Annotated in this window: 27 protein-coding genes, 2 tRNA genes and 1 pseudogene; 17 read left to right on the forward strand and 13 right to left on the reverse strand. The window is 31.8% G+C overall.

The window, feature by feature from the left end; all coding sequences use genetic code 11:
• The 4 genes from ACIQ11_RS01440 to ACIQ11_RS01455 form a co-directional block, all read right to left on the reverse strand.
• The coding region (locus ACIQ11_RS01440) for a RimK/LysX family protein (protein WP_396152169.1) at positions 1-161 on the reverse strand (161 nt) is incomplete at its 3' end.
• 59 nt (positions 162-220) lie between these two features.
• A complete protein-coding gene (locus ACIQ11_RS01445; protein WP_396152129.1) occupies positions 221-2,089 on the reverse strand; it encodes a M1 family metallopeptidase in 1,869 nt (622 codons plus the stop codon).
• 280 nt (positions 2,090-2,369) lie between these two features.
• The gene (locus tag ACIQ11_RS01450; RefSeq protein WP_396152131.1) at positions 2,370-4,016 is read right to left on the reverse strand and encodes a S8 family peptidase; all 1,647 of its coding nucleotides are present in this window, start codon (positions 4,014-4,016) and stop codon (positions 2,370-2,372) included.
• Between the two features lie 68 nt (positions 4,017-4,084).
• The gene (locus ACIQ11_RS01455) at positions 4,085-4,942 is read right to left on the reverse strand and encodes an MBL fold metallo-hydrolase (protein WP_396152133.1); all 858 of its coding nucleotides are present in this window, start codon (positions 4,940-4,942) and stop codon (positions 4,085-4,087) included.
• A 266-nt stretch (positions 4,943-5,208) separates the two neighbouring features.
• Between ACIQ11_RS01455 and ACIQ11_RS01460 the strand changes: the two genes are divergently transcribed.
• From ACIQ11_RS01460 to sufD, 7 genes are all read left to right on the forward strand, one after another.
• Complete coding sequence (locus tag ACIQ11_RS01460; RefSeq protein WP_291242476.1) at positions 5,209-5,538, forward strand: iron-sulfur cluster assembly accessory protein; 330 nt, start codon at positions 5,209-5,211, stop codon at positions 5,536-5,538.
• Between the two features lie 43 nt (positions 5,539-5,581).
• Entirely contained in the window at positions 5,582-5,953 is a 372-nt protein-coding gene (locus ACIQ11_RS01465; protein ID WP_396152135.1) for a four helix bundle protein, read from the forward strand.
• Positions 5,954-6,014: 61 nt separating this feature from the next.
• Complete coding sequence (gene sufB, locus ACIQ11_RS01470; protein ID WP_396152137.1) at positions 6,015-7,463, forward strand: Fe-S cluster assembly protein SufB; 1,449 nt, start codon at positions 6,015-6,017, stop codon at positions 7,461-7,463.
• Between the two features lie 18 nt (positions 7,464-7,481).
• Positions 7,482-7,679, forward strand: a complete 198-nt coding sequence (locus tag ACIQ11_RS01475; RefSeq protein ID WP_291242479.1) for a DUF2683 family protein — start codon at positions 7,482-7,484, stop codon at positions 7,677-7,679.
• Positions 7,670-7,942 (forward strand): Txe/YoeB family addiction module toxin, encoded by a 273-nt coding sequence (locus ACIQ11_RS01480; RefSeq protein ID WP_291242480.1) that lies wholly within the window; start codon positions 7,670-7,672, stop codon positions 7,940-7,942. The genes ACIQ11_RS01475 and ACIQ11_RS01480 overlap by 10 nt, the downstream gene beginning before the upstream one ends.
• 12 nt (positions 7,943-7,954) lie before the next feature.
• Complete coding sequence (sufC, locus tag ACIQ11_RS01485) at positions 7,955-8,719, forward strand: Fe-S cluster assembly ATPase SufC (protein ID WP_396152139.1); 765 nt, start codon at positions 7,955-7,957, stop codon at positions 8,717-8,719.
• 11 nt (positions 8,720-8,730) lie between these two features.
• Positions 8,731-10,050 (forward strand): Fe-S cluster assembly protein SufD, encoded by a 1,320-nt coding sequence (gene sufD, locus ACIQ11_RS01490; RefSeq protein WP_396152141.1) that lies wholly within the window; start codon positions 8,731-8,733, stop codon positions 10,048-10,050.
• Between the two features lie 48 nt (positions 10,051-10,098).
• Here the strand turns inward: sufD and ACIQ11_RS01495 are convergent, their stop codons facing one another.
• Positions 10,099-11,271, reverse strand: a complete 1,173-nt coding sequence (locus tag ACIQ11_RS01495; protein WP_396152143.1) for a GlmU family protein — start codon at positions 11,269-11,271, stop codon at positions 10,099-10,101.
• A 120-nt stretch (positions 11,272-11,391) separates the two neighbouring features.
• The gene (locus ACIQ11_RS01500; protein ID WP_291241295.1) at positions 11,392-11,646 is read right to left on the reverse strand and encodes a type B 50S ribosomal protein L31; all 255 of its coding nucleotides are present in this window, start codon (positions 11,644-11,646) and stop codon (positions 11,392-11,394) included.
• A gap of 358 nt (positions 11,647-12,004) precedes the next feature.
• Here ACIQ11_RS01500 and mtaB point away from each other — a divergent pair, with 358 nt between their 5' ends.
• The gene (mtaB, locus tag ACIQ11_RS01505) at positions 12,005-13,333 is read left to right on the forward strand and encodes a tRNA (N(6)-L-threonylcarbamoyladenosine(37)-C(2))-methylthiotransferase MtaB (RefSeq protein WP_396152146.1); all 1,329 of its coding nucleotides are present in this window, start codon (positions 12,005-12,007) and stop codon (positions 13,331-13,333) included.
• A 49-nt stretch (positions 13,334-13,382) separates the two neighbouring features.
• On the opposite strand, the gene ACIQ11_RS01510 is transcribed toward mtaB, so the two are convergent.
• Positions 13,383-15,587: a B12-binding domain-containing radical SAM protein gene (locus ACIQ11_RS01510; protein ID WP_396152148.1), complete on the reverse strand. Its 2,205-nt coding sequence runs from the start codon at positions 15,585-15,587 to the stop codon at positions 13,383-13,385.
• A 71-nt stretch (positions 15,588-15,658) separates the two neighbouring features.
• Here ACIQ11_RS01510 and bshC point away from each other — a divergent pair, with 71 nt between their 5' ends.
• Together bshC and ACIQ11_RS01520 are read left to right on the forward strand one after the other, a co-directional pair.
• Positions 15,659-17,239: a bacillithiol biosynthesis cysteine-adding enzyme BshC gene (gene bshC, locus ACIQ11_RS01515; RefSeq protein ID WP_396152171.1), complete on the forward strand. Its 1,581-nt coding sequence runs from the start codon at positions 15,659-15,661 to the stop codon at positions 17,237-17,239.
• A gap of 72 nt (positions 17,240-17,311) precedes the next feature.
• On the forward strand, positions 17,312-17,731 hold the full coding sequence (locus tag ACIQ11_RS01520) for a nucleoside-diphosphate kinase (RefSeq protein ID WP_291241299.1): 420 nt from the start codon (positions 17,312-17,314) through the stop codon (positions 17,729-17,731).
• Positions 17,732-17,860: 129 nt separating this feature from the next.
• Here ACIQ11_RS01520 and ACIQ11_RS01525 read toward each other — a convergent pair whose 3' ends face one another.
• Together ACIQ11_RS01525 and ACIQ11_RS01530 are read right to left on the reverse strand one after the other, a co-directional pair.
• Positions 17,861-18,154, reverse strand: a complete 294-nt coding sequence (locus ACIQ11_RS01525; protein ID WP_396152150.1) for a DUF721 domain-containing protein — start codon at positions 18,152-18,154, stop codon at positions 17,861-17,863.
• A gap of 2 nt (positions 18,155-18,156) precedes the next feature.
• Positions 18,157-18,579, reverse strand: coding sequence for a hypothetical protein (locus ACIQ11_RS01530; RefSeq protein ID WP_396152152.1), 423 nt, complete (start codon positions 18,577-18,579; stop codon positions 18,157-18,159).
• Positions 18,580-18,684: 105 nt separating this feature from the next.
• Between ACIQ11_RS01530 and ACIQ11_RS01535 the strand changes: the two genes are divergently transcribed.
• The 6 genes from ACIQ11_RS01535 to scpA all read left to right on the forward strand — a co-directional run bounded on the left by ACIQ11_RS01535 (position 18,685) and on the right by scpA (position 24,206).
• Positions 18,685-18,759 (forward strand) — tRNA-Pro (locus tag ACIQ11_RS01535).
• A gap of 167 nt (positions 18,760-18,926) precedes the next feature.
• Complete coding sequence (folE, locus tag ACIQ11_RS01540; protein ID WP_396152155.1) at positions 18,927-19,613, forward strand: GTP cyclohydrolase I FolE; 687 nt, start codon at positions 18,927-18,929, stop codon at positions 19,611-19,613.
• 102 nt (positions 19,614-19,715) lie between these two features.
• A complete protein-coding gene (gene udk, locus ACIQ11_RS01545) occupies positions 19,716-20,327 on the forward strand; it encodes a uridine kinase (protein WP_396152157.1) in 612 nt (203 codons plus the stop codon).
• Positions 20,327-20,680, forward strand: coding sequence for a septum formation initiator family protein (locus tag ACIQ11_RS01550; RefSeq protein WP_396152159.1), 354 nt, complete (start codon positions 20,327-20,329; stop codon positions 20,678-20,680). The genes udk and ACIQ11_RS01550 overlap by 1 nt, the downstream gene beginning before the upstream one ends.
• A gap of 37 nt (positions 20,681-20,717) precedes the next feature.
• Complete coding sequence (locus ACIQ11_RS01555; protein ID WP_396152161.1) at positions 20,718-22,079, forward strand: methylmalonyl-CoA mutase subunit beta; 1,362 nt, start codon at positions 20,718-20,720, stop codon at positions 22,077-22,079.
• Positions 22,080-22,082: 3 nt separating this feature from the next.
• Complete coding sequence (gene scpA, locus ACIQ11_RS01560; RefSeq protein WP_396152163.1) at positions 22,083-24,206, forward strand: methylmalonyl-CoA mutase; 2,124 nt, start codon at positions 22,083-22,085, stop codon at positions 24,204-24,206.
• 36 nt (positions 24,207-24,242) lie between these two features.
• Here the strand turns inward: scpA and lpxD are convergent, their stop codons facing one another.
• The 4 genes and pseudogenes from lpxD to ACIQ11_RS01580 form a co-directional block, all read right to left on the reverse strand.
• Positions 24,243-25,241, reverse strand: coding sequence for a UDP-3-O-(3-hydroxymyristoyl)glucosamine N-acyltransferase (gene lpxD, locus ACIQ11_RS01565; protein WP_396152165.1), 999 nt, complete (start codon positions 25,239-25,241; stop codon positions 24,243-24,245).
• A 119-nt stretch (positions 25,242-25,360) separates the two neighbouring features.
• Positions 25,361-26,263: a site-specific tyrosine recombinase gene (locus tag ACIQ11_RS01570; protein WP_291241310.1), complete on the reverse strand. Its 903-nt coding sequence runs from the start codon at positions 26,261-26,263 to the stop codon at positions 25,361-25,363.
• A gap of 98 nt (positions 26,264-26,361) precedes the next feature.
• Positions 26,362-26,437, reverse strand: a tRNA-His gene (locus ACIQ11_RS01575).
• 64 nt (positions 26,438-26,501) lie between these two features.
• Positions 26,502-26,642, reverse strand: a pseudogene (locus ACIQ11_RS01580) (bacillithiol biosynthesis deacetylase BshB1); the annotation flags it as partial.
• 119 nt (positions 26,643-26,761) lie between these two features.
• Between ACIQ11_RS01580 and ACIQ11_RS01585 the strand changes: the two are divergent.
• The coding region (locus ACIQ11_RS01585) for a hypothetical protein (RefSeq protein WP_396152167.1) at positions 26,762-26,944 on the forward strand (183 nt) is incomplete at its 3' end.

The raw sequence follows: 26,944 nt of genomic DNA on the forward strand, positions 1-26,944 counted from the left end.
AATTTCAACCATTCTTCTCCATTTTTATCAAATACTTTGATATTAATAGCGTGTAACGCAGATGTTTTAGCTCCAGAATCGACACGAGCTTTTATTGCGGGAATTCCTAATTGTGGGAACGAACACCATTCTTCACTTCCTATTAATGTTTTATCTTGCATTTGCGAATATTTTAAAATCTAATATAGTATTATTTTTAATGTAATATGCTACCTAATTGTTATTTTTTTGGAAATATATTGTCTTCCTTTTTAACATCTGCCATTAAATCACTTGGATCAATAACCACTGATTTTATAGCACCTTTATTTGAATTTATATCAATGGTGTAAGTAGGAATCGCCCAATCCCAACCTGATAAAACGTTTCTGTTATATGTATACGGATTTGGTTTTTCCCAACGCATTAGCGTATTTGGAATATAAAAATATTCTTTAGTACCGTTTTCAAATTCAACGATTACATCTAAAGGCATCGGCATTCTCCCTTTTCTCTCTAAAACGATTTTATTATTTTCTACAGACTTAATAGTATAGTCTATTGTATTTATAGTTTGCGTCCATTCATTTAAATACCAATCTAAATTGGCGCCAGAAACTTTTTCAGCAGTTCGCTTAATATCATTTGGTGTTGGATGTGTAAATTTATAATCCGAATAATATTTTTTAATCGTTTTATCTAAATTTTCTTGTCCAATGATGTAACCTAATTGTGCTAAAAATATTTCTCCTTTACTATACGCCCCAATTCCGTACGATTGATTATAATCGTATCGGTCTGCATGTGTTGTTAATGGTTGTTCTTTTCCTGAATTAGCTAAAAAAACATAGTTATTGTACGAATCTGCAAATGGACTTTCTGGTTCTTTTGGAGGTAAAATTACATTCATAGCTAAATTAGAAATATATGAAGTAAAACCTTCATCCATCCAACAATGTTTTGATTCATTAGTAGCTAAAATATGTTGAAACCAACTATGCGCAAATTCATGAGCGGTTACACCAACCAAACTGCCATAGCTTCTATTTCCAGTTATCAAGGTACACATAGCATATTCCATACCACCATCGCCACCTTGAATAACGGAATATTGTTTGTACGGATATTGCCCAACATTTTTATTGAAATAGGCTAATAATTCAGCGGTTTTAGGCTGCATTTTTTTCCAATTTTCTATGTTCTCTTTTTTGTTTTTATAGAAGAAGTGTAATTCTGTATCATTTTCACCCATAATTTTATCGTGAATGTATTCTGTATCTGCACCCCAAGCAAAATCATGAACGTTTGGTGCTATGAAATGCCAAGTTAACGATGATGTTTTTTTCGGATAAGAAACCACAACACCTGCGTCTTCATACCCTTTTCCAATTTCGTTTTTATTTTGAAGATAACCTGTACTACCAATAGTATAGTCTTTATCAATAGTAATTTTTACATCAAAATTTCCCCAAACACCATGAAATTCTCTTGCTATATAGGTGTCTGCATGCCAGCCTTCAAAATCATATTCAGCCATTTTAGGATACCATTGTGTCATGGAAAGCGCTACATTTTCTTCTGAATTTCTTCCAGAACGACGAATTTGAAGTGGCACTTGTCCTTCAAAATCTAATGTAAAAGTGGAACTTGATTTTGGTAAAATTGCTTGAGGCAAAGTAATTTCTAAAACGGTTCCAACTACTCTACTTTGTGCAGCAATTCCATTTTGTTTGCAATTTGAAACCAACAAATATCCAATTTCGTTGGGCTGCAAAGTACTTATCCTACTTTCCTTAATTTCTTTTTTATCTTTTGTGAATTTTCGCACCATTCGTTTGTCAGGATCTGAAATAGTTTGCAAACGCATATCCATTGCACTTCCTGGCTGAAACGCATTTGGATACAAATGAAAGAAGACTTTCTTCAACGTATCAGGTGAATTATTTGTATAATTTAATTCTTGATTTCCTTTATATTGGTATTTTTTCACATCCATATTCACATTCATTTTATAATCAACATGTTGTTGCCAATATCCTGAATTTGGATTGTTTTGTGCAAAAGAAATTCCTGTTAAAAGAATTAAAAATTGTTTAAATGTATTTTTCATTTGTAACTGTTTTATGTAAAAAGAAAACCACAAAGATAAGCGACTAGGTATCTCTTTGTGGTTATTTTTATAATTTTATTAACTATTTATTATCATTGTATAAGTAAATATGCTTTTTAAAAAAGATCGAATTCTAGTTAAAACAAATATGCATTTATGCATTTGTATTTGAAAAAATATCAAAATAATTTATTTTTGAATTATTTTTCAAGAGGAGAGTAAAAACTTAATTAAAATCCCACATACAGTTTAAAATGATTGATTTATAACCAATTTTTTTTTAGTTTGTACGCAATGATTTATAATAATTTTTCTCTTCTTGAGATAAAGTAGCATCTAGAACCTTTTCAGCTAATAGTAAGGCGTTATAGGCGTTTACTATTTTTCCTGTTTTAGAAATTTCAGAAAAATTTGCTTTATGTTTATCTTCACCTACAGAAATCATATTATTTAACGAAGTACCACTTTCCATAATAATCTGTTTCACCTGAATTGCAGATAATCTTGGAATAGATGAACGAATTAATGCAGCAACACCCGCTACATTTGGCGAAGCCATTGAAGTACCTTGCAAATATTCGTAGGTATTTAAAGGAGTGGTTGCATAAATTTTTTCACCTGGTGCAAAAATATCAACATTATTTTTTCCATAATTTGAAAAAGAAGCTACCATTTTAGATCCATAATCTGGAGAAAGTGCGCCAACAATTAATACGTTATTAGCAAATTCAGGAGAACCATCATACGTGTCATTTGGATATTTATTCGTTACATCTAAATCATATGATTCGTTTCCTGCAGCAATTACTATAATTACATCTTTTGATGCCGCATATTTCATGGCGGACATAACCCATTCTTTGTTTTGAGAAAAATATTTTCCAAAAGAACCATTGATTACTTTTGCTCCATTATCTACTGCATAACGAATGGCTAATGCGATATCTTTATCATATTCATCACCATTTGGTACCGCACGAATTGGCATAATTGTTATTGCCGAATTTGCCACTCCATCGCCACCTTTTTTATTACCTCTTACTTGCGCCACAATACCCGCAACATGTGTACCATGTTTTGCTTCTTTTGGCTCTGGACCCACTACATTATTGTTACCGTATTTTGTATCTTTAATATCATCCGGATTGTCACCAACTATTTTTCTACCATCATATTCTACATTCAAATTATAATTTAATTGCCCATAAACATGGTCTTTAAAATCAATAATTTCTTTATCAAAATCAGCTTTAGTCATTCCTGTTAAAAACTGAGAAAACATAGCTTTAGCTTGTAATAAACTTTGATCTTTAGTTTCAATTTTTTTAACTTCTTCTAAAGTAAAGTTATCTTTATTCAAATAGGATTTAATAGCTTTTTCAGCGTTTAAAATCATATCTAATTGCTGCTTATCTTGTTGCAATCCTTTAATATCTTCTTCTAATTTTGCTTTAGCTCTTTCATAATCAGGTGTATTTGGTCCTTTTTTTACAATACGTGTCATTTCTAATTGTTCATGAACAGCATCGCCTAAAAAATTCCAACCATGAATATCATCAATATACCCATTTTTATCATCGTCAATATTATTTCCTGCAATTTCTTTTGGATTGGTCCAAATAACCGATTTTAAATCTTCGTGATTAATATCTACCCCAGAATCTATAATTGCAACAATTAATTTATGCTGCTTTATCTTCTTTAATACTTCTGCATAAGCTTTATCAACACTCATACCCGGCACCGTGTCTTTCACTAAATCTAAATGACTCCAACGCTGCAAGTCTTTTTCTTTTAAAGGCGTTGTTTTTAAAGGCATTCTATCAATATTCTCAACCGGAGTTGAAACCATTTTAGCAGATCCGCATCCAGATAAAACAAGTGCTAAGGCAAATGATAGATATAAAGGTTTAAATTGAATTTTCATATTCGTATAATTTTATTTAATTTGATAATTAGTAAGTATTTCAAAGGGTTTGTTACATATATAAAGTACTAAAAGATATCTTCACATCTAAATACTTCTTTTAATCTTACCCCTTTTTCTGTTTTTTCTACAGTTATAATTTGATTGTGTGCATCGTGCTCTAAAAACAAATAGTAATTATTTTCTGCAGCTGCATTCATAAATTTTGCTTTTTCGTCCATAGTTAAAAGCGGTCTGGTATCGTATCCCATAACATATGGAATAGGAATATGACCAGCAGTAGCTAATAAATCAGCACAAAAAACAATGGTTTTTCCTTTATAATTAATATGTGGAAGCATTTGTTTTTCGGTATGTCCATCAGCAAAAAAGATGCCAAAATCTAATTCTGAAGTAGTTAAAAAATCACCTTCGGCACGATTAATAAATTTCAACTGACCGCTTTCTTGCATTGGCAAAATATTTTCATTTAAAAAAGAAGCTTTTTCTCGAGAATTTGGTTGAGTTGCCCATTCCCAATGGTTTTTATTTGTCCAAAAGTTTGCATTTTTAAAAGCCACTTCATAACCTGTTTTATCGTGATTCCAATTTACAGAACCACCACAATGGTCAAAATGTAAATGCGTCATAAAAACATCTGTGATATCATCTTTATGAAATCCAAATTTAGCTAATGATTTGTCTAAACTTTCGTCGCCCCAAAGAGAATAATAACCAAAAAATTTATCGGATTGTTTATTTCCCATTCCGGTATCTATTAATGTCAGTTTATTCCCATCTTCTATAAGCAAACATCTTGCAGCAATATCTATTAAATTATTAGAATCCGCAGGATTGGTTTTATTCCAAATTGTCTTTGGTACAACGCCAAACATAGCACCGCCATCTAACTTAAAATTTCCTGCCTCTATTGGATATAATTTCATCTTTTATATTTTTTGCCAAATTACAAAATTTTCAATAAATGAAATCGTAAAATACAACAAGTTTGCGTAAGCAAACATCAATAAAAAATACGATAACATTTATGACCACTAAAAAATAATATTAGCATAAATGAAAACTATGAAAATATAAGTTATAAAAATGTTATCAAACCTTGTAAAAAGTTTTTTATGGTTTATCTTTGCAGAGTTAATTTAGACAAAATCAAAATAAGGAATACAAAACAAATATAATTAATAACTAAGTTATGATAAAAGTATCTGAATCTGCAAGTAAAAAAATTATTGATATGATGAAAGAAGAAGGTTTTGATGCTGCAACTGATTATGTCCGTGTTGGTGTAAAAAGTGGCGGTTGTTCTGGACTTTCTTATGAATTAAAATTTGATAAAGAGTTAGGCGAAAATGATAAAGTTTTCGAAGATAGTAATGTTAAAATTGCTGTTGAAAAAAAATCATTTTTATATTTAGCTGGAACTATTTTAGAATTCTCAGGAGGCTTAAACGGAAAAGGATTTGTTTTTAACAATCCAAATGCACAAAGAACGTGTGGGTGTGGGGAAAGTTTTTCGCTTTAAATCAATAGATTAAAAAATTAAATGATTTAAAGATTTAAAGATTATGACAAAATCTTTTGAGGAGTTTGAGGTACACAAAAAGGGAGTTGTATTAACGAAACTAATTTTTAGTTTAGTAAAAAACACTTCATTGGATAAGGAATATGGTTTTAAAGATCAAATAAAAAGAGCTGTAGTTTCAATAACGAATAATATTGCAGAAGGATCAGAATGTAACAATAACAAGCAATTTATAAGATATTTAAAAATTGCAAAAGGAAGTTGTGCTGAAGTTAGAAATATGCTAATTTTAGCAAAAGAATTAGAATTTTGTTCTGTAGATGAAATACAAAAAAGTTTAAATCTAACTATTGAAATTTCTCAGAATATTTCAAATTTCATAAAATATTTGAAAACAAAATTAAATACAAAATAAATGATTAATGAGTTTAAAGAATTTTTCAATCTTTAAATTATTAAATCTTTAAATTATTAAAATGAGTAAATACACAGAAGACGATTTAAAAGTCGAATTAGAAAATAAAGAATACGAATACGGATTTTATACTGAATTAGAATCGGAAACGTTTCCTATTGGTTTAAACGAAGACATTGTACGTGCGATTTCTATAAAGAAAAACGAACCACAATGGATGACCGATTGGCGTTTAGAAGCATTCGCCGCTTGGAAACAAATGGAAGAACCAGAATGGGCAAATGTTAAGTATACAAAACCAGATTTTCAAGCTATTGCCTATTATTCGGCACCAAAAAAATCGGATCCAAATAAATCATTAGATGATGTTGATGCAGAGTTATTAGAAATGTACAAAAAACTTGGGATTTCTATTGACGAGCAGAAAAAAATGAATAATGTAGCAATGGATATTGTAGTAGATTCTGTTTCAGTGGCTACTACATTCAAAAAAACATTAGGCGAAAAAGGTATTATTTTTTGTCCTATTTCCGAAGCTATTCAAGAACATCCCGAATTAGTGAAAAAATATTTAGGAACTATTGTACCACAAAAAGATAATTTTTACGCCGCTTTAAATTCAGCTGTTTTCTCTGATGGAAGTTTTTGTTATATTCCAAAAGGCGTAAAATGTCCGATGGAATTATCAACTTATTTTAGAATCAATCAAGGTGGTACTGGGCAGTTTGAAAGAACGCTTGTAATTGCCGATGAAGGCAGTTATGTCTCTTATCTTGAAGGATGTACAGCTCCAAGTCGTGATGAAAATCAACTTCACGCTGCGGTTGTAGAATTAATTGCTTTAGACGATGCTGAAATAAAATATTCGACCGTTCAAAACTGGTATCCTGGAAATAAAGAAGGTAAAGGTGGAGTATTCAATTTTGTAACCAAAAGAGGTTTATGTGAGAAAAACGCAAAAATATCTTGGACACAAGTTGAAACAGGTTCTGCTGTAACTTGGAAATATCCATCTTGTGTTTTAAAAGGGGATAATTCTATAGGTGAGTTCTACTCTATCGCTGTAACAAATAATTTCCAACAAGCGGATACGGGAACAAAAATGATTCATTTAGGTAAAAATACCAAATCAACCATTATTTCAAAAGGAATTTCGGCTGGTAAATCTCAAAATAGTTACCGTGGATTGGTTCAAATAAGTAAAAACGCTGATAATGCTCGAAACTTCTCGCAATGTGATAGTTTACTTATGGGTAATAATTGCGGTGCACATACATTTCCATATATAGAAAGTAAAAATACAAGTGCAAAAATAGAACACGAAGCCACCACATCAAAAATTGGTGAAGACCAAGTATTTTATTGCAACCAAAGAGGGATTCCAACAGAAAAAGCAATTGCTTTAATTGTAAATGGTTTCAGTAAAGAAGTCTTAAATAAATTACCAATGGAATTTGCAGTAGAGGCTCAAAAATTATTGGAAATTAGTTTAGAAGGAAGTGTGGGGTAAAATTTAAAAAGATTAGTTATGGATTTAGTTTTAAAAAACGTTAAGAAAAAAGATTTTCCTGTTTTAAAATCTTTAGCAAAAGCACTTGGTTTTGAAATTATTGATAAAATCGAAAAACCATATAATCCAGAATTTGTTAAAGAAATTTTGGATGCAGAAAAAAGTATAAAAGATGGTAAAGGTGTCAAGATAAATTTAGAAGACTTGTGGAAGTAATCTATTCAGTTAAAGCTCAAAAAGACAGAGAATTTTGGAAAAAATCTGGCAATAAAGCAATAATGAATAAAATTTCTGCTTTAATTAAAGATATTCAAAAACATCCTTTTGAAGGCATCGGAAAACCTGAACCTTTAAAATATCAGTTAACTGGAAAGTGGTCAAGAAGAATTAATCAAGAACACCGAATCATTTATCAAGTTATAGACGAAAACACAATAGAAATTTTAAATATTTTGTCTTTAAAAGGACATTACGAATAATAAAAAAACAATATGTTACAAATTAAAAACTTACACGCTTCAGTAGAAGACAAAGAAATATTAAAAGGAATTAATTTAGAAGTAAAAGCGGGAGAAGTTCACGCGATTATGGGACCAAATGGTGCTGGAAAAAGTACCCTTTCGTCTATAATTGCTGGAAACGAAAACTATAACGTAACTGCTGGCGAAATTATTTTAGAAGGTGAAGACATTTCAGAATTAGCACCCGAAGAAAGAGCTCACAAAGGCGTTTTCTTGTCTTTTCAATATCCAGTTGAAATACCTGGTGTTTCAGTTACAAATTTTATGAAAACGGCTATTAATGAATCGCGTAAAGCACGTGGACAAGAAGATATGCCTGCTAATGAAATGTTGAAATTAATTCGTGAAAAATCAGAATTGTTAGAAATTGACAGAAAATTTTTATCACGTTCACTTAACGAAGGATTTTCTGGTGGTGAGAAAAAACGTAATGAAATTTTTCAAATGGCGATGTTAGAACCAAAATTAGCCATTCTTGACGAAACAGATTCTGGTTTAGATATTGATGCTTTGCGCATTGTTGCTAATGGTGTGAACAAGCTAAAAAATGAAACCAATGCCGTTTTAGTTATTACGCACTACCAAAGATTATTAGATTATATAGTTCCTGATTTTGTACACGTTTTAATGGATGGAAAAATCGTTAAATCTGGCGATGCCTCTTTAGCATTAGAATTAGAAGAAAAAGGATACGATTGGATTAAAAACGAAGTAGTCGAAAGTCAAAAGTCGTAAAGTCAAGAAAAATGGAATTAAAAGAAAAAATATTATCGTCATTTATGGCGTTTGAAGAGAAAATTGCTGATGTAAACAATGATTTACACGACATTAGAACTTCAGCTATAAAACACTTTGAAAATAAAGGTTTTCCTACAAAAAAAGAGGAAGCCTGGAAATATACCTCGTTAAATGCCATTTTAAAAAATGATTTTAGTGTATTTCCTAAAAAAGAAAATACTGTAGAATTTGCTGATGTAAAAAAATACTTCTTAAATGAAGTGGATACGTATAAAGTTGTATTTATTGACGGAAAATTCAGTTCACATTTATCATCCACCACACACGATGGTTTAGATGTTTGCCTTATGTCTTCGGCTTTAAACAAGCCAAAATACAAGATGTATATTGACGAATATTTTAACAAAATTGCGAATAAAGATGATAGTTTAACATCATTAAACACTGCTTTTTCTCAAGAAGGTGCGTATGTAAATATTCCAAAAAGCAAAGTGGTTGACAAACCTATTGAAATTTTATATTTTTCAACAGGTTCTGAAGCTGCATTAATGACACAGCCTCGAAATTTAATAATTGTGGGCGAAAATGCACACGTACAAATTGTAGAACGTCACCAGAGTTTAAATAGCAATCCCGTTTTAACAAATTCGGTTACAGAAATTTTTGCTCAAAAACGCGCTATTGTTGATTATTATAAAGTGCAAAATGATTTACAAACTGCGAATTTAATTGACAATACCTACATTGCTCAAAAACAAGACAGTCACGTTTCGGTTCATACATTTTCGTTTGGAGGAAACATTACCAGAAATAATTTAAATTTCTATCATCAAGGCGAACATATTGATTCTACTTTAAAAGGTATTACTATTATTGGCAACAAACAACACGTTGACCATTATACGTTAGTGCAACACGCGACGCCAAATTGTGAAAGTCATCAAAATTATAAAACTATTTTAGACGGAAGCGCTACAGGTGTTTTTAATGGTAAAATTTTCGTAGAAAAAGAAGCACAAAAAACAGATGCGTTTCAGCAAAATAATAATATATTATTAAGTGATAAAGCAACTATTAATGCGAAACCTCAATTGGAAATTTTTGCTGATGATGTAAAATGTTCACACGGTTGTACTATTGGACAGTTAGATGAAAGTGCGATGTTTTATATGCAACAACGTGGAATTGGTAAAAAAGAAGCCAAAGCATTATTAATGTACGCGTTTACAAGTGAAGTGACTAATAGTGTAAAAATTCCAGAATTAAGAAGTAAAATTGCTCGAATTATTGCCGATAAATTAGGCGTAAATATGGGATTTGATTTATAAAAAAACAATTATAAAAAAAAGCGGTTTCAATATTGAAACCGCTTTTTTTTACTCTTTTCTGTGTTTTTTAGTTTCTTCAAAAACGTGTTCTAAAATTTTAGCGTCTTCTTCAGAAAATTCAACATTTCTTCTTGCCATTACAATTTTAGCAGTTTCAAACGCTTTTTTGGTTAAGTACGTTGTAAAACCACTTGCTCCGCCCCAACTGAAACTTGGCACAAAATTTCTTGGAAATCCTGCTCCAAAAATATTAGTACTTACCCCAACAACTGTGCCCGTATTAAACATAGTATTAATTCCGCATTTACTGTGGTCACCCATCATTAATCCGCAAAATTGCAAACCTGTTTTAGCAAAATTTTCTGTTTCGTAGCTCCACAATTTTACTTCTTCGTAATTGTTTTTTAAGTTACTATTGTTACTATCCGCACCAATATTACACCATTCTCCTAAAACCGCATTTCCTAAAAACCCATCGTGTCCTTTATTAGAATAGCCAAATAAAACTGAATTATTCACTTCACCACCAATTACAGAATGAGGTCCAACCGTAGTAGCACCATAAACTTTTGTAGCTAATTTCACTCTACCCGATTCACACAAGGCAAAAGGACCTCGAATAACAGAACCTTCCATTATTTCTGCATTTTTACCAATATAAATAGGACCTGTTGATGCATTTAAGGTTACAAATTCTAATTTTGCGCCTTCTTCAATGAAAATATTTTCTGGAGCAATTACGTTAACCGATTTAGGTATCGGTTGTGAAAATCGATCTTCAGTCAACAATTCGAAATCTTCACGAATAGCTACCTCATTTTTTTGAAAAATATCCCAAGTGTTTTCAATTTTAATGCAGTCGTTTGAAAATTCGATTCCTTCGAAACTATCAAAATCGACTTCTTCTCCTTCTTTAGCATAAAAAGCCACTACTTCGTCTTCTTGAAAAATCGCTTGATTGTGTTCTAAATTTTTAATCATAGCTACCAAAATATCATTTGGTAAATACGAAGCATTAATCATTACGTTATTTTCCATTTCTACCATAGGCCATTTTTCAGACAAATAGTCTTCTGTAATAGATGTTGTGGTAGAACCCAACTGTTTTTCCCATTTTTCGCGAATGGTTAAAATCCCAACACGAATATCTGCAACGGGTCTTGTGAAGGTAAATGGCAACAAAGCATTACGATGAGGTCCATCAAAAAGAATATAGTTCATTGAAAAAGTTTAAAAGGTTTAATAGAAACTTAACGATTCAAATTTACAAAGAAATTTGACTTATAAAAATAAAAAAACCCCGAATACATTCGAGGTTTATTATTATTTAAAAATTTGAAATTATTTTTTTTCAAATTTAGCATATTTCGTTTTGAATTTATCGATACGACCTGCTGTATCAATAAGTTTAGATTTACCTGTGTAAAAAGGGTGAGATGTTCTTGAAATCTCCATTTTGAAAACTGGATACTCAACACCTTCGTGTGTGATAGTTTCTTTAGTTTCAACAGTTGATTTTGTGATGAATACATCATCGTTAGACATATCTTTAAAAGCGACTAATCTGTAGTTTTCTGGGTGAATTCCTTTTCTCATTTTGTAAATCTTTAAATGTATGATTATAATTTGTTTCGCGGCTTTTTACAATAAAAAGGTGTAAACGCCTTATAACCTTTTGTTAATTATGTTTTTATTTCAGGGTGCAAATATAATACTATTACCCAATACTGCAAACAAAATACCATTATTTTTTATTTTGAAACCGCTTTAACTAAAAATCTGATACTAAAAGATTTATAACTTAAGAAAAATCTACGTAATTTTGTATCCGATTTGCGTGAGTGATAGGAGTGGAAATCCTTTTTATATGTTGCCTGAGGTACTCGAAGGCAACATATAAAAAAGATTGCAACGGATAGCACGACCTGAAAGGGCACGCCCTAAGAAAACAAGTATGTCTGATAGAAAAAAAGTAGCGTTTTATACACTGGGTTGTAAACTGAATTTTTCGGAAACTTCTACTATTGCCAGAAACTTTACAGATGAAGGTTTTGACAGAGTGGATTTTGAAGAAGTAGCCGATATTTACGTAATAAACACGTGTTCGGTAACAGAAAATGCAGATAAGCAGTTTAAACAAGTGGTAAAAAAAGCGATGAAACTAAACGACAAAGCTTTTGTTGCCGCCGTGGGTTGTTATGCCCAACTGAAACCAGAAGAATTAGCTGCAGTTGATGGTGTAGATTTGGTTTTAGGTGCGACAGAAAAATTTAAAATCACCGATTACATAAACGACCTATCGAAAAACGATATGGGCGAAGTACACAGTTGCGAAATTGAAGAAGCCGATTTTTATGTGGGCAGTTATTCAATTGGTGACCGAACCCGTGCTTTTTTAAAAGTACAAGATGGTTGCGATTATAAATGTACATATTGCACAATTCCGTTAGCACGAGGGATTTCGAGAAGTGATGCTCTGGAAAATGTATTGAAAAATGCCAAAGAAATTTCGGAACAAAACATTAAAGAAATTGTATTAACTGGTGTAAACATTGGCGATTACGGAAAAGGTGAATTTGGCAACAAAAAACACGAACATACGTTTTTAGAATTAGTGCAAGAATTAGACAAAGTTGATGGCATTGAAAGACTAAGAATTTCAAGCATTGAGCCTAATTTATTAAAAAACGAAACCATTGAATTTGTAAGTAAAAGTAGAACGTTTGTCCCCCATTTTCATATTCCCTTACAAAGTGGTAGCAATGAAATTTTAGGAAAAATGAAGCGCCGTTACCAACGTGAAATTTATACGGAACGCGTAAATAAGATTAAAGAGGTGATGCCACACGCGTGTATTGGTGTGGATGTAATTGTAGGATTTCCTGGTGAAACCGACGAACACTTTTTAGAAACGTACAATTATCTAAATGAAATGAACATTTCGTATTTACACGTGTTTACATACAGTGAGCGCGACAATACGGAAGCCGCAGATATGCCAGGCGTTGTACCCGCTAATATAAGAAGCAAACGCAGTAAAATGCTACGCGGACTTTCTGTTAAAAAACGTAGAGCGTATTATGAAAGTCAAATTGGCACGACTCGCACTGTACTATTTGAAAACGAAAATAAAGAAGGATATATTACGGGTTTTACTGAAAACTATGTAAAAGTAAAAACGCCTTGGAACCCAGAATTAGCAAACACCTTACACGAAATTACACTTACAAAAATTGACGATGACGGTTTAGTAAGAATGGAATTTGTGAATGTGCCAGTGTAAGTATTCTTTAGACCTATCAGGTCTAAAAAACTCCAAATAAAAACCAATATTAAATTAATAATAAACCTGAATTTCGTAATGAATTCATTGGTTTTGAAAACCAAAATAATTCAAAATCTTCAAACTGAGATTCGAAGTCCATTTTAATATCTTTTAACAAAACGGGTTGATTTGAAACTGATTGTAAGGTTTTTAGTAGCCAATTTGCTTGGTCTTTTTCTATAGAAATTTCAATTGTATCTGTTTTAAAATAAAACGTCATTTTCGCTATTTCCCAAGTTGCACCTTTTTTGGATTTAGTAAAATAATCTACAATTGGTAAATTACCTATCCAAATGATTTTAGTAGTAGGTTTTAATGAAAAATCTACATCATTATTAAGTGCGTTTTCTATAAAATCTGGAGCTATTTTTGTTTTTGGAATTTTAAATTCAAACCAATCTTGCAAATCATACTCGAAACAAATACCGTGCATATAATTAAACAGCGATTTTTTTAATCCAAAACTAAACTTATCGTGATTGATACCTGTTTTGTCAATAAACTGAATGTCGTTATTTGCAAAAGTAATTTGCTTCGCCAGTTCGCTAAAGTTCGTGCCATTTTGTTGCGGAATTACACCAAATTCCTCAGGATGTAATCCTACAGGAGAATGAGCCGTCATAGCAAATTGATGCCAAAATCCTGACTGTATACTTCCAATTTGAAACAACTGTCGCACCATTTCTAAACTATCCACAGTTTCTTGAATAGTTTGCGTAGGATAACCGTACATTAAATATGCGTGAACCATAATTCCAGCTTCGGTAAAATAATTCGTGACTTTAGCTACTTGTTCAACCGTTACTCCTTTTTTAATCAGTTCTAATAATCTATCTGAAGCTACTTCTAATCCACCAGAAACCGCAATACAACCTGAAGCTTTTAGCAACACACACAAATCTTTTGTAAAACTTTTTTCAAAGCGAATGTTTGTCCACCACGAAACCACTAATTTTCGTTTTAGAATTTCTAAAGCTACTTCACGCATTAATGCTGGCGGTGCGGCTTCATCTACAAAATGAAAACCTGTTTCGCCTGTTTGAAGAATCAGTTCTTCCATTCTATCCACTAAAATTTTTGCCGCAATAGGTTCATAAATTTTTATATAATCTAACGAAACATCACAAAACGTACATTTGCCCCAATAACAGCCGTGCGCCATTGTTAATTTATTCCAACGTCCATCGCTCCACAAACTATGCATAGGATTGGCAATTTCAATTACAGAAATGTAGCTGTCTAAATGTAAATCAGAATAATCGGGCGTTCCCACATCAGCGTGTTTATAATCTGATTTTGTAGTGTTATTTTTATATACGACTTCATTATTTTCTAATAAAAAAGTACGCTTAAATTCGGGTTCTGAAACGAGTTCAGAATGACAATAATTATATAAAAGTTCTACAGGCAATTCGCCATCATCAAGCGTAATAAAATCGAAAAACTCAAACACCCTTTTGTCCTTTATACTTCTCAATTCTGTATTTGGGAAACCACCTCCCATAGCGATTTTTATTGAAGGATAATGGACTTTTATGTATTGCGCACATCTAAAAGCGCTATATAAATTTCCTGGAAATGGCACTGAAATTAACACCAACTTAGGTTGAACTTCCTTAATCCTTTCTTCTAAAATTTGAAGCGTAATTTTATCTATATGCGTGGTTTCCTTTTGTAATTCGTCATATAATTCTTCGAATGAATTGGCGCTTCTACCCAATCGTTCTGCATAACGACTAAATCCGAAATTTTCATCTATACATTCCACAATGAAATCCGAAATATCTTCTAAATACAAAGTGGCCAAATGTTTTGCTTTGTCTTGCATTCCCATAGAACCAAAAGCCCATTCCATATCGTCTAATTGATTGAAACGAGAAGCTTCGGGTAAAAAATTACCACTACAAATTTGTCGTGCTAACGTTGGATTTTTTCCTTGAAGAAAAGCAATTACCGCGTCTATTGTTGTGACATAATCATCCCAAAGGGTATGAATTCGTTGCGAATTTTCTGAAAATTGAACTATTTCACCTTTAGGGATTAAAGAACTCAATCCATTTTTTGAAAACAATTCTAATATCACTTCGATACCTAAATCCATTTGGAATGCAGAAATACTTTTCGTGTTTAGAAACCCTTTGATATAAGCCGTTGCGGGATAAGGCGTATTCAATTGGGTAAATGGTGGCGTAATTAAAAGAATGTCTGACAAGGTGAAATGTTTTTACAAAGATAAAAATTAATTGTAGATGACGAAAAATGATTATTTTTGTAAAAAAAATTATGCCAACAGATTGTATTTCGTATCAAAAATCGGGTTATTTTTCTAAACTAATTGTAGATTATTTAGATGAAAAACCAGAAGTACAATCACTATATCATAGGTTTCCCCGAATAGAAAATTTTGGTCCTCAAATAACCGAGAAGGCGAAAAATTACACCATTGAAAATCGATTAATTTTAGCAGAAGCGTTAAAAAATCAGAATTCAAATTTTCCATTTTCACAAGAAACTCAAACGAATATTGAATTACTAAAATCAGATAAAACATTCACTATAACTACTGGTCATCAATTAAATTTATTTTCGGGACCTGCTTATTTTATCTATAAAATTGCTTCCACAATTAATTTATGCAAGCAATTAAAACAAAAATATTCAGATTATAATTTTGTGCCTATTTATTGGATGGCGACAGAAGATCACGATTTTGAAGAAATAAATCATTTTCATTTTAACGACCAAAAAATCAAATGGGGTAAAGAAAGTTTCGGACCTGTTGGAAGATTAGTAACGGATGGTTTAACAGAAACCTTTAAAGAATTTTCTGAATCAATTGGAGTTGGTGAAACAGCCGAATATCTAAAAGATCTATTCAAAAAAACCTATTTAGAACACGCTAATTTAGCAGATGCGACACGTTATTTAGCAAATGAATTATTTAAAACAGAAGGTTTAGTGATTATTGATGGCGATGATAAAAATCTGAAATCACTTTTCGCACCATATGTTCAAGATGAATTACTTCATCAAAATTCTTTCGCTGCTGTTTCTAAAACAATTGCACAATTAAATGAATACGCAGTACAAGTAAATCCAAGAGAAATCAACTTGTTTTACATTGAAGATAATTTACGTGAACGAATTATTTTTGAAAACAATATTTACAAAGTTAACAATTCGGAAATTGAATTTTCAGAAACTGAAATTCTAAACGAGTTAAAAAATTCTCCAGAAAAATTTAGTCCGAATGTGATTTTAAGACCGCTATATCAAGAAGTTGTTTTGCCAAATTTAGCATACATTGGCGGAGGTGGCGAAATAGCGTATTGGTTAGAATTGAAAAATAATTTTGAGGCTCAAAAGGTTTTATTTCCTATACTAATTCTTAGAAATTCGTTTGTAATTGCAACAGACAAATTAATGTCAAAATCAGCCAATTTAGGCGTTTCATTTGAAGAATTATTTCTATCAAATCAAGAATTGATTAATAAAAAAACTAAAGAATTATCAAATATAAAAATTGATTTTTCTGAACAAAAAGCAATATTAAGAAATCAATTTACTGAATTATTAAAAATTGCGGAACAAACTGACAAATCGTTTACTGGTGCTGTAAAAGCACAAGAAGCCAAACAAATAAAAGGATTAGATAATTTAGAGAAACGACTTTTAAAAGCAGAAAAACGTATACATTTTGAAAAATTAAAACGCATAACCGAAATACAAAATCAATTGTTTCCAAACGGAAGTTTGCAAGAACGAAAAAGTAATTTTAGCGTATTTTATTCGCAAACTTTTATTAATGAAATTATTTCCCACTCCGATCCATTACATACCAGTTTTAAATTAATTAAGATATAAAGCACTCTTGATTTTTAAAAACAGTTTTGCAATTTGGAATTAAATAGTACCTTTGCAAAAAATTTAAGAAAAATGGCTACAAATAGAACATTTACAATGATTAAACCAGATGGTGTTGAAAACGGACACATTGGTGGAATTTTAAACATGATTACAGAAGGCGGTTTTAAAATCGTTTCTATGAAATTAACGCAATTAACTGTTGCAGATGCTCAGAAATTTTATGCGGTTCACTCGGAAAGACCTTTCTTTGGTGAATTAGTAGAATTTATGACTCGCGGACCTATTGTTGCTGCAATTTTAGAAAAAAACAACGCAGTAGAAGATTTCAGAGCTTTAATTGGTGCTACAAACCCTGCTGATGCTGCTGAAGGAACTATCCGTAAAAAATATGCTACTTCAATTGGAGAAAATGCCGTACACGGTTCAGATTCAGATGAAAATGCAGCTATTGAAAGTGCTTTCCACTTCGCTGGAAGAGAGCAATTCTAAAAAAAGTATTCAGTGTTCAGTAATTAGTGAACAGTTGATATAAATATAAAAAGGCGACTTGAAATTTCAATTCGCCTTTTTTATATAATATTTTTCCCTACACCTAAAACCCTATACCTTTTACCTTTTCTACCTAAACACAATTTCTTTAATCAAATCTTTTCCAAGTTCTTCATTAAGCATTTTTATGATTTTGGATTTTCCGTATTCTAATTCTTGTTTTACAACTGAAGAATTTAATTGTACATATAAAGTTTGTCTTTTTAATTCAATTTGTTGCGTATAATTTTTAAATGCTGGACCCATCATTTTATACCACGTTTCTTTAACATTTATGACATCCAAACCCGCTTCCAGCTTCGTTGATTTCATAAACTCTTTCATTACATCACCAATAGAAAAATCGTCATTAAATCGTTTCATTTTTATTTTCTTTTACTGTAAGGCACAAATTTTTTGTAATAATATGTGATTTTTGCTTCATTTTCCAAAACTAATTCATCTTCAGAAACAGAGATGATTTTTTCTTCCCATTTGGTAAAATTAGATTTCGTCTTCAAAAAATAAGAATTCGAACTATCTACAACTCTAATCTTATCTTGCAAAGCACCTTTTAAAAAAGTACCGTCAAGTTGCGGCGCTACTTTTTGTCGGGTTCCATTTAAATTTTTTATGGAAATAAAATCTATAAATTCATTTACTTGATATTCTTTTTTATTTCCATCTGGAAAAGTAACTTTTTCAATTTCCCAATAGCCATTTATTTTTAAAATAGCCTCTTTACTTGGTTTAGACGTACAAGAAATTAAACCAATTAGAAGTAATAATACGTAAAAATATTTTTTCATAAGTAAAATGTAAAGTTGGGTAAATGTAAAATTATTTTGTCCAATAAAAAAATTGAAAATCATTTTGAAGTTTAAATATAAAGAGTATATTTGCACTCGCATTCACGGGGTGTAGCGTAGCCCGGTTATCGCGCCTGCTTTGGGAGCAGGAGGCCGCAGGTTCGAATCCTGCCACCCCGACAAACGACTTCAATAATATTGAGGTCGTTTTTTTTTGCATTCACTTAACTTATAGACTCTACATAACAAAGTATATATTTATCTTATAGAACCATAAATAAAATAATTATATAAATAATTCATTTTTGTTTAATTATTTATTACTTTTGTTAAACAAAATAAATTTTATGAAATCTAACTTTATGATTGAAGACAACATACTTACAAATATATCCGTAGAAGATATAGGAAATGACCATTTATTTACTTCGTTAGAAACGCCAATGGTAGCTAACGCATTTTCAAAATCGGACACTGAAAAAAAAGAAATTATTGCTTTTCATTTTACTGAAATTATGAAGGCTTTGGATTTAGATTTAACTGATGATTCTTTGAAAGGAACTCCGGAACGAGTAGCAAAAATGTATATTGAAGAAATTTTTTCTGGGTTAAATCCTAAAAATAAGCCTAAAATGGCACTTTTTGAAAACAAATACCAATACAATCAAATGTTGGTAGAAAAAAACATCACGTTTTACTCCAATTGCGAACATCATTTTGTACCCATTTATGGAAAAGCACACGTAGCATATATCTCTTCTGGAAAAGTTATTGGATTATCGAAACTAAATAGAATCGTACAATATTATGCAAAACGACCTCAAGTTCAAGAACGATTAACGATGCAAATTGCTGAAGATTTAAAGAAAGCTTTAGATACAGAAGATGTAGCCGTTATTATTGATGCCAAACATCTTTGCGTATCTTCAAGAGGCGTTCAAGACGAGAGCTCAGCAACAGTGACCACTTCTTTTAATGGCGCATTTAACACACCACAAAAAATAAATGAATTATTACAATTAATCAATAATTAATTTTCATTTAAAAATAGTTAATAAAATTCTATCTTTTCCTTTAAGATAGAATTTTTTTTATAGTATATATTTCTATCTTTGTGTAAATTAAAGTTACTATTTATGCTTATTATTGGTATTGCTGGTGGTACTGGTAGTGGAAAAACTACAGTTGTACATCAAATTATGAATGAACTGCCTTCTACAGAAGTAGGCGTGATATCTCAGGATTCTTATTATAAAGAAACAAGTAATTTATCTTACGAAGAGCGAACTAAAATTAACTTTGATCACCCACGTGCTATTGATTTTGAATTGTTAATAGCGCATTTAAAAGACTTAAAAGCTGGGAAAATAATTGAACAACCTATTTATTCTTTCATTACACATAACAGAACCGAAGATACCATTAGTACGCACCCAAGAAAAGTAGTAATTGTAGAAGGAATTTTAATTTTTACAAATCCAGAAATTCGTGATTTGTTTGATATTAAAGTTTTTGTTCACGCCGATTCTGATGAACGATTAATACGTCGTTTAAAACGAGATATAGCAGAACGAGGTAGAGATATGGATGAAGTTTTAAATAGATATCAAACCACTCTAAAACCAATGCACGAGCAATTTATTGAGCCAACAAAAGCGTTTGCCGATATCATTATTCCAAATGACAAATACAATACGGTTGCCATTGATGTTGTAAGAGCAGTTATTAATCAACGGATTGACAAATAATGTTTAAAAAAATTCAAATACTAGTTCAGAAATTTCCTTTTCTAAATTTTTTAGGTAATAAATACGCTATAACATTGATTGCTTTCATTGTATGGATGCTGTTCTTTGATAACTATTCTTATTTTGAACATCGTTTTTTAAACGGTCAGATTGATGAATTAAATGACAATAAAAAATATTACAAGTCAGAAATTGCTAAGGACAGTGTAAAAATAAAAAATCTTAAAAACGATAATATGACCGAAAAATATGCTCGCGAAAAATACTTCATGAAAAAAGATAGCGAAGATATTTACATCATAGAATTTGAAGAAGATAAAATAAAAGACAGCTTACTTGAAGCAAAAAAGTAACCTAAATGCATACGTTTTCAAATCAAAAAACAAATCAATGAAAACACAATTATTTCAAGATTTTGATGCTGTTTCATCTAAACAATGGAAACAACAAATTCAATTTGAGCTAAAAGGTGCCGATTATAACGATACCCTAATATGGGAAAGTTTAGAAGGTATAAAAGTAAAACCCTTTTACCATTCTGATGAAGAAATCATAAATCACCCAACAAATAGTAACGCTACCGAATTTAAAATTTTGCAAAATATTTATGTTCACGATGTGCAAATGTCGAACAAAAAAGCAAAAGAAAGTCTACAACGCGGTGCAGAAAGCGTTCGTTTTACCATTGAATCTGATAAAATAGACCTATCAAAATTAATGAATAATTTACCCGTAGAAAATGTGGTATATTATTTCTTTTTGCCTTTTCTATCACAAGAGTATGTGGCAATTTTAAATAATTTCGCAGCTAAAAACGGGTATAATTTTATCATTCAAATAGATCCTATAGGCCAACTATGTAGAGATGGAAATTGGTATGAAAACCTAAATTCAGATATTCAAAAACTGAATGAAATTTCAAAAAATACTACTATTCCCTTTTTAACGATACAATCTGGAATCTATCAAAATTCTGGTGCCAATATGGTGCAACAATTGGCATATACTTTAGCACATTGTAATGAATATTTCAATAGAATTTCAAAAATAAATCAGCCAATTTCTATTGAAGTTAGTGTGGGCACAAATTATTTTTTCGAAATCGCTAAAATTAGAGCTTTACGCTTACTTTTCAACACTTTAGCAATCGAATACAATTATAATTTTGATTGCCATATCATAGCAACACCCACAAAACGCAACAAAACAATTTACGATTATAATGTAAATATGTTACGAACCACAACCGAATGTATGTCGGCCATTTTAGGTGGTGCCAATGCAGTTTCTAATTTAGCATACGATGCCATTTATCATAAAGACAACGAGTTTGGCGACAGAATTTCTCGCAATCAGTTATTAATACTGAAAGAAGAAAGTTATTTCGACAAAGTAAATAATCCATCAGATGGCGCGTATTATATTGAATCTTTAACGGAACAATTGGCAGAAAAAGCTTTAGAAGTATTTAAAGAAATTGAAGCTAATGGTGGTTTTATCACACAATTAATTGAAGGCACTATTCAAAGAAAAATTTCAGAAAGCGCACTAAAAGAACAAGGATTATTTGATTCTGGTAAAGAAATTTTATTGGGAACAAACAAATATCCAAATCCAAACGACAAAATGAAACACGATTTAGAGTTGTTTCCTTTCGTAAAAACAAAAGATAGAAAAACGCTAATTGTACCGATTATTGAAAAACGATTAGCCGAAAAAGTAGAACAAGAACGTTTGGCTATAGAAGAATAAACAATGAGAAAAAACATACAACATATACAGTTAGTCAAAAGTCAAAAGTCGAAAGTTGAAAGTAATCAAACTAACTTCCACACAGCCGAAGACATTGATTTAAAAAAAACCTACTCCAAAGAAGATATTGATGGATTAGAACACATTGGTTTTGGAGCGGGTTTTGCACCAAACTTACGAGGTCCTTACGGCACAATGTATGTTCGCAGACCTTGGACAATTCGTCAATATGCCGGTTTTTCAACAGCTGAAGAAAGTAATGCGTTTTACAGACGTAATTTAGCAGCCGGACAAAAAGGATTATCTGTTGCCTTTGATTTGGCTACACATCGCGGATACGATTCGGATCATATTAGAGTGCAAGGTGATGTTGGTAAAGCAGGCGTAGCCATTGATTCGGTGGAAGATATGAAAATTCTTTTCGACCAAATTCCGTTAGACGAAATGTCGGTTTCTATGACTATGAATGGTGCCGTTTTACCTATAATGGCCTTCTATATCGTAGCTGCAGAAGAACAAGGCGTAGCGCCAAACCAATTAGCAGGAACCATACAAAACGATATATTGAAGGAATTTATGGTACGGAATACTTACATTTATCCACCAACGCCATCTATGAAAATTATTGCCGATATTTTTGAATATACGAGTAATAATATGCCAAAATTTAACTCCATTTCCATTTCTGGTTATCATATGCAAGAAGCAGGTGCAACTGCCGATATTGAATTAGCATATACACTTGCAGATGGTTTAGAATATATTCGTACCGGATTATCAACAGGTATGAAAATTGATGAATTCGCGCCTCGCCTATCTTTCTTTTGGGCAATTGGAATGAACCATTTTATGGAAATTGCTAAAATGCGTGCGGGAAGAATGCTTTGGGCAAAATTACTGAAACAATTTAACCCTAAGGATGAAAAGTCATTAGCATTACGTACCCATTGTCAAACATCGGGTTGGAGTTTAACCGAACAAGACCCATTTAATAACGTAGCTCGAACTACAATTGAAGCCGCAGCGGCTGCTTTTGGTGGGACGCAATCGTTACACACCAATGCCTTAGACGAAGCCATTGCTTTACCTACAGATTTTTCAGCAAGAATTGCTCGAAACACGCAAATTTTCTTACAAGAAGAAACTAAAATTTGTAAAACAGTAGATCCTTGGGCAGGAAGTTATTACGTGGAAAGTTTAACCGCAGAAATTACAGAAAAAGCGTGGGCATTAATTGAAGAAGTAGAAGCTTTAGGCGGAATGACAAAAGCCATAGAAGCAGGAATACCTAAATTACGAATTGAAGAAGCTGCAGCGCGTAAACAAGCACGTATTGATAGCACACAAGATATTATTGTAGGCGTAAACAAATACCGTTTAGAAAAAGAAGATCCGTTACATATTTTGGATGTAGATAACGATATGGTGCGCAAGCAACAAGTTGAAAGATTGGCTGAAATAAAAGCAAAAAGAGATACCGCCAAAGCAGCAAAAAGCATACAAGATTTGACAGAATGTGCCAAAACAGGAAATGGTAATTTATTAGCCATAGCTGTTGAAGCCGCAAGAAATAGAGTAACTTTAGGAGAAATTAGTGATGCCTTAGAAGTGGTCTTTGGTCGTCATAAAGCACAAATTAAATCGATAAGTGGAGTGTATAGTAAAGCCATAAAAAACGATGAGAGTTTTGAAAAAGCAAAACAATTAGCAAACAAATTCGCTGAAAAAGAAGGTCGTAGACCCAGAATTATGATTGCTAAAATGGGGCAAGACGGACACGACCGTGGCGCAAAAGTAGTAGCAACAGGTTATGCCGATGTGGGTTTTGATGTAGATATTGGTCCTTTATTTCAAACACCAGCCGAAGCAGCAAAACAAGCTGTGGAAAATGATGTACATATTTTAGGTGTTTCATCTTTAGCAGCAGGACATAAAACTTTAGTACCTCAAGTAATTGAAGAATTAAAAAAATATGGTCGTGAAGATATTATGGTAATTGTTGGAGGTGTAATTCCTGCGCAAGATTATCAATTTTTATTCGATGCTGGAGCAGTTGCTGTTTTTGGTCCTGGAACCAAAATTAGTGAAGCCGCAATTAGTATTTTAGAAGTACTATTAGAAGAATAAAAAAAACCAGCTTTAAGAGCTGGTTTTTTTTTATAATTATTTATTAGCATCTCGTACCAATCTTTTCAAAATTGCCCATTGTTTTAGCGCATCTCTGGCTTCTACTGCTGGATAGCCTAACATTGTTTTTCCTGCAGGAATATCGCCCGTTACTCCAGAACCTGCACCAACAATAGCACCATCGCCAATTACCGTATGGTCTTTAATAGAGGCACTACCACCAATAATAACGCCATTTCCTAAAGTAACAGAACCTGCTAAACCAGAGTTTCCAGCCATAATACAAAATTTACCCAATTTACTATTGTGCCCAATTTGTACTAAATTGTCAATTTTACAGCCATCTCCAACAATTGTAGAACTAAATTTTCCTCTATCTACACAAGAATTGGCACCAATTTCTACACCATTACCAATAATAACATTACCAATTTGTGGAATTTTTACCAATCCTCTTTCTGGATCTGGACGGAAACCAAAGCCATCCGCACCAATCGTTGCATTTGGATGAATAATACAATGACTACCAATATGGCAACGCTCTCTAACAACAGTGCCCGACCAAATGGTGGTTTGATTTCCAATGGTACACGCATCTAAAATGGTTACGTTTGGATAAATAAGTACGTTTTCACCTATTTTAACATTAGGTCCAATATACACCCCTGCTCCTATTTTTGTTTGATTCCCGATAGTTGCAGAAGCATCAACAACTGCTGTTGGATGAATATTTACAGTAAAAACAGGCATTGGTGGCGCAAACAGTTCCAATACTTGCGACATCGCCAAATCGGCGTTTGACACTTTTATAAAGGCACGATTTTCTCCTGGTTCTATAGCTATATCTTGATTTACAACTGCTACACAAGCAGATGATGTAGCCCAAAATTTTTCGTATTTTTTGTTTCCTATAAAAGAAATCTCAGTCTCTTTTGCTTCTTCTAATTGTTCAGGAGCTGTAATTAGCGTGTTTGTATGTCCAACAATTTCCCCTTTTAATACCTGATTTATTTCTTCAATAGAATATGTCTTCATTTGATGTAGTAGTTAATGATTTTAATAGCAATATTTTGCACCAATTTACATTAAAACTAATTAATATGAAAATTTTTCGCTTTTTTAAAACAAGAAGTAGAGTATTTAAGTCTTTAAATCTATTTCCCTCTTGGATGAAAAGAATGCATCACTTCTGCTAAAAATTTTCTATCTAAATGCATATACACTTCAGTTGTTGTAATCGATTCGTGACCTAACATCAGTTGGATAGAACGTAAATCGGCACCATTTTCTAATAAATGTGTCGCAAAAGAATGTCGGAATGTATGTGGCGAAATGGTCTTTTTTAAATCTATTTTTACGGCTAAATCTTTTATAATCGTAAAAACCATCGCGCGCGTAAGTTGTTTTCCTCTTCGGTTGAGAAACAACGTATCTTCGTGTCCTTTTTGAATAGACAAATGGGTACGAATGAAGTTTTTATAATTTAAAATTAGTTTTTGCGTGGGTAATCCTATGGGTACAAAACGTTGTTTGTTTCCTTTTCCTGTAATTTTCAGAAAACCTTCTTCAAAAAACAAATCCGATATTTTTAAGGTAATTAATTCCGAAACCCTTAATCCACAACTATATAAAGTTTCTAACATTACTTTGTTACGTTCTCCTTCTGCTGAAGTTAAATTTATGGCTTGAATTAATAAATCTATTTCTTCTGTAGAAAGTGTATCGGGTAATTTTCTACCAGTTTTTGGGACTTCAATTAATTCAAGCGGGGTGTCTTTTCGGTAATCTTCAAAAATTAAATAATTAAAAAAACTTTTTAATCCTGAAATTATTCTGGATTGACTTCGCGCATTAACTTGAGTAGAAATGGTATAAATAAATTGTTGTACCTGTTCGTCGGTAATTTTTATTGGAGTAACTTCTATGTTATTTTCTGTCAGAAAACCAACCAATTTTTCAACATCAAACGAATAATTTTGAATGGTATTTGGAGACAATCCACGTTCCAAACGCAAATAATTTTGATATTCTTTTAGGTACGAATTCCAGTTTGACATCTCGTATTGAATTTAGGCTAAGATATAGCTTTCTATTTTCTGATGCAATACTAATAAAATAAAGGCATAAAAAAAGCCTTACATTTCTGTAAGGCTTTGGGTGGAAGACCGGGTTCGAACCGGCGACCCTCGGTACCACAAACCGATGCTCTAACCAGCTGAGCTACAACCACCATGTATAAATACGGGTGCAAATATAACACTAAACTTCATACTTGCAAAGAAAAAAATAAATAATTTACTTCAAATCCCCTAAACTATTGACAGTCAAATATCTTTCAACAGTAAATCCTTCAGCGAATGCTACCCCTACTAAACGCCCTAAATCCATAGCACGGTATTCAATACTATCTAAAAAGTTTTTTGAGGTAATCGTTTTTTCTAACTCTCTTTTACGTATTGAAAATTACTTTAATCTATTGAAATTTATGAGATTGTAATAATAAAGTAGCGTATAACTGATTTATTTTTATATTTGTAAAAATATAATCAAAAACTATGAAAAAAATAATCTACTTTTTTAGTATTACATTTTTAATATTACAAGCATGTTCTTCTGATGATTCTTCTGGGGATTCTTCAGAAAGTTCAACCCAAACCACTTTATTAAAAAAAATTGTAGTCTCAGGACAATCAATTAATTTTACATATCAAGGCAACAAATTATCAAAAATAATATAC

The sequence above is a fragment of the Flavobacterium sp. genome (genome assembly GCF_044361065.1).
In the GTDB taxonomy this organism is placed as follows: Bacteria; Bacteroidota; Bacteroidia; order Flavobacteriales; family Flavobacteriaceae; genus Flavobacterium.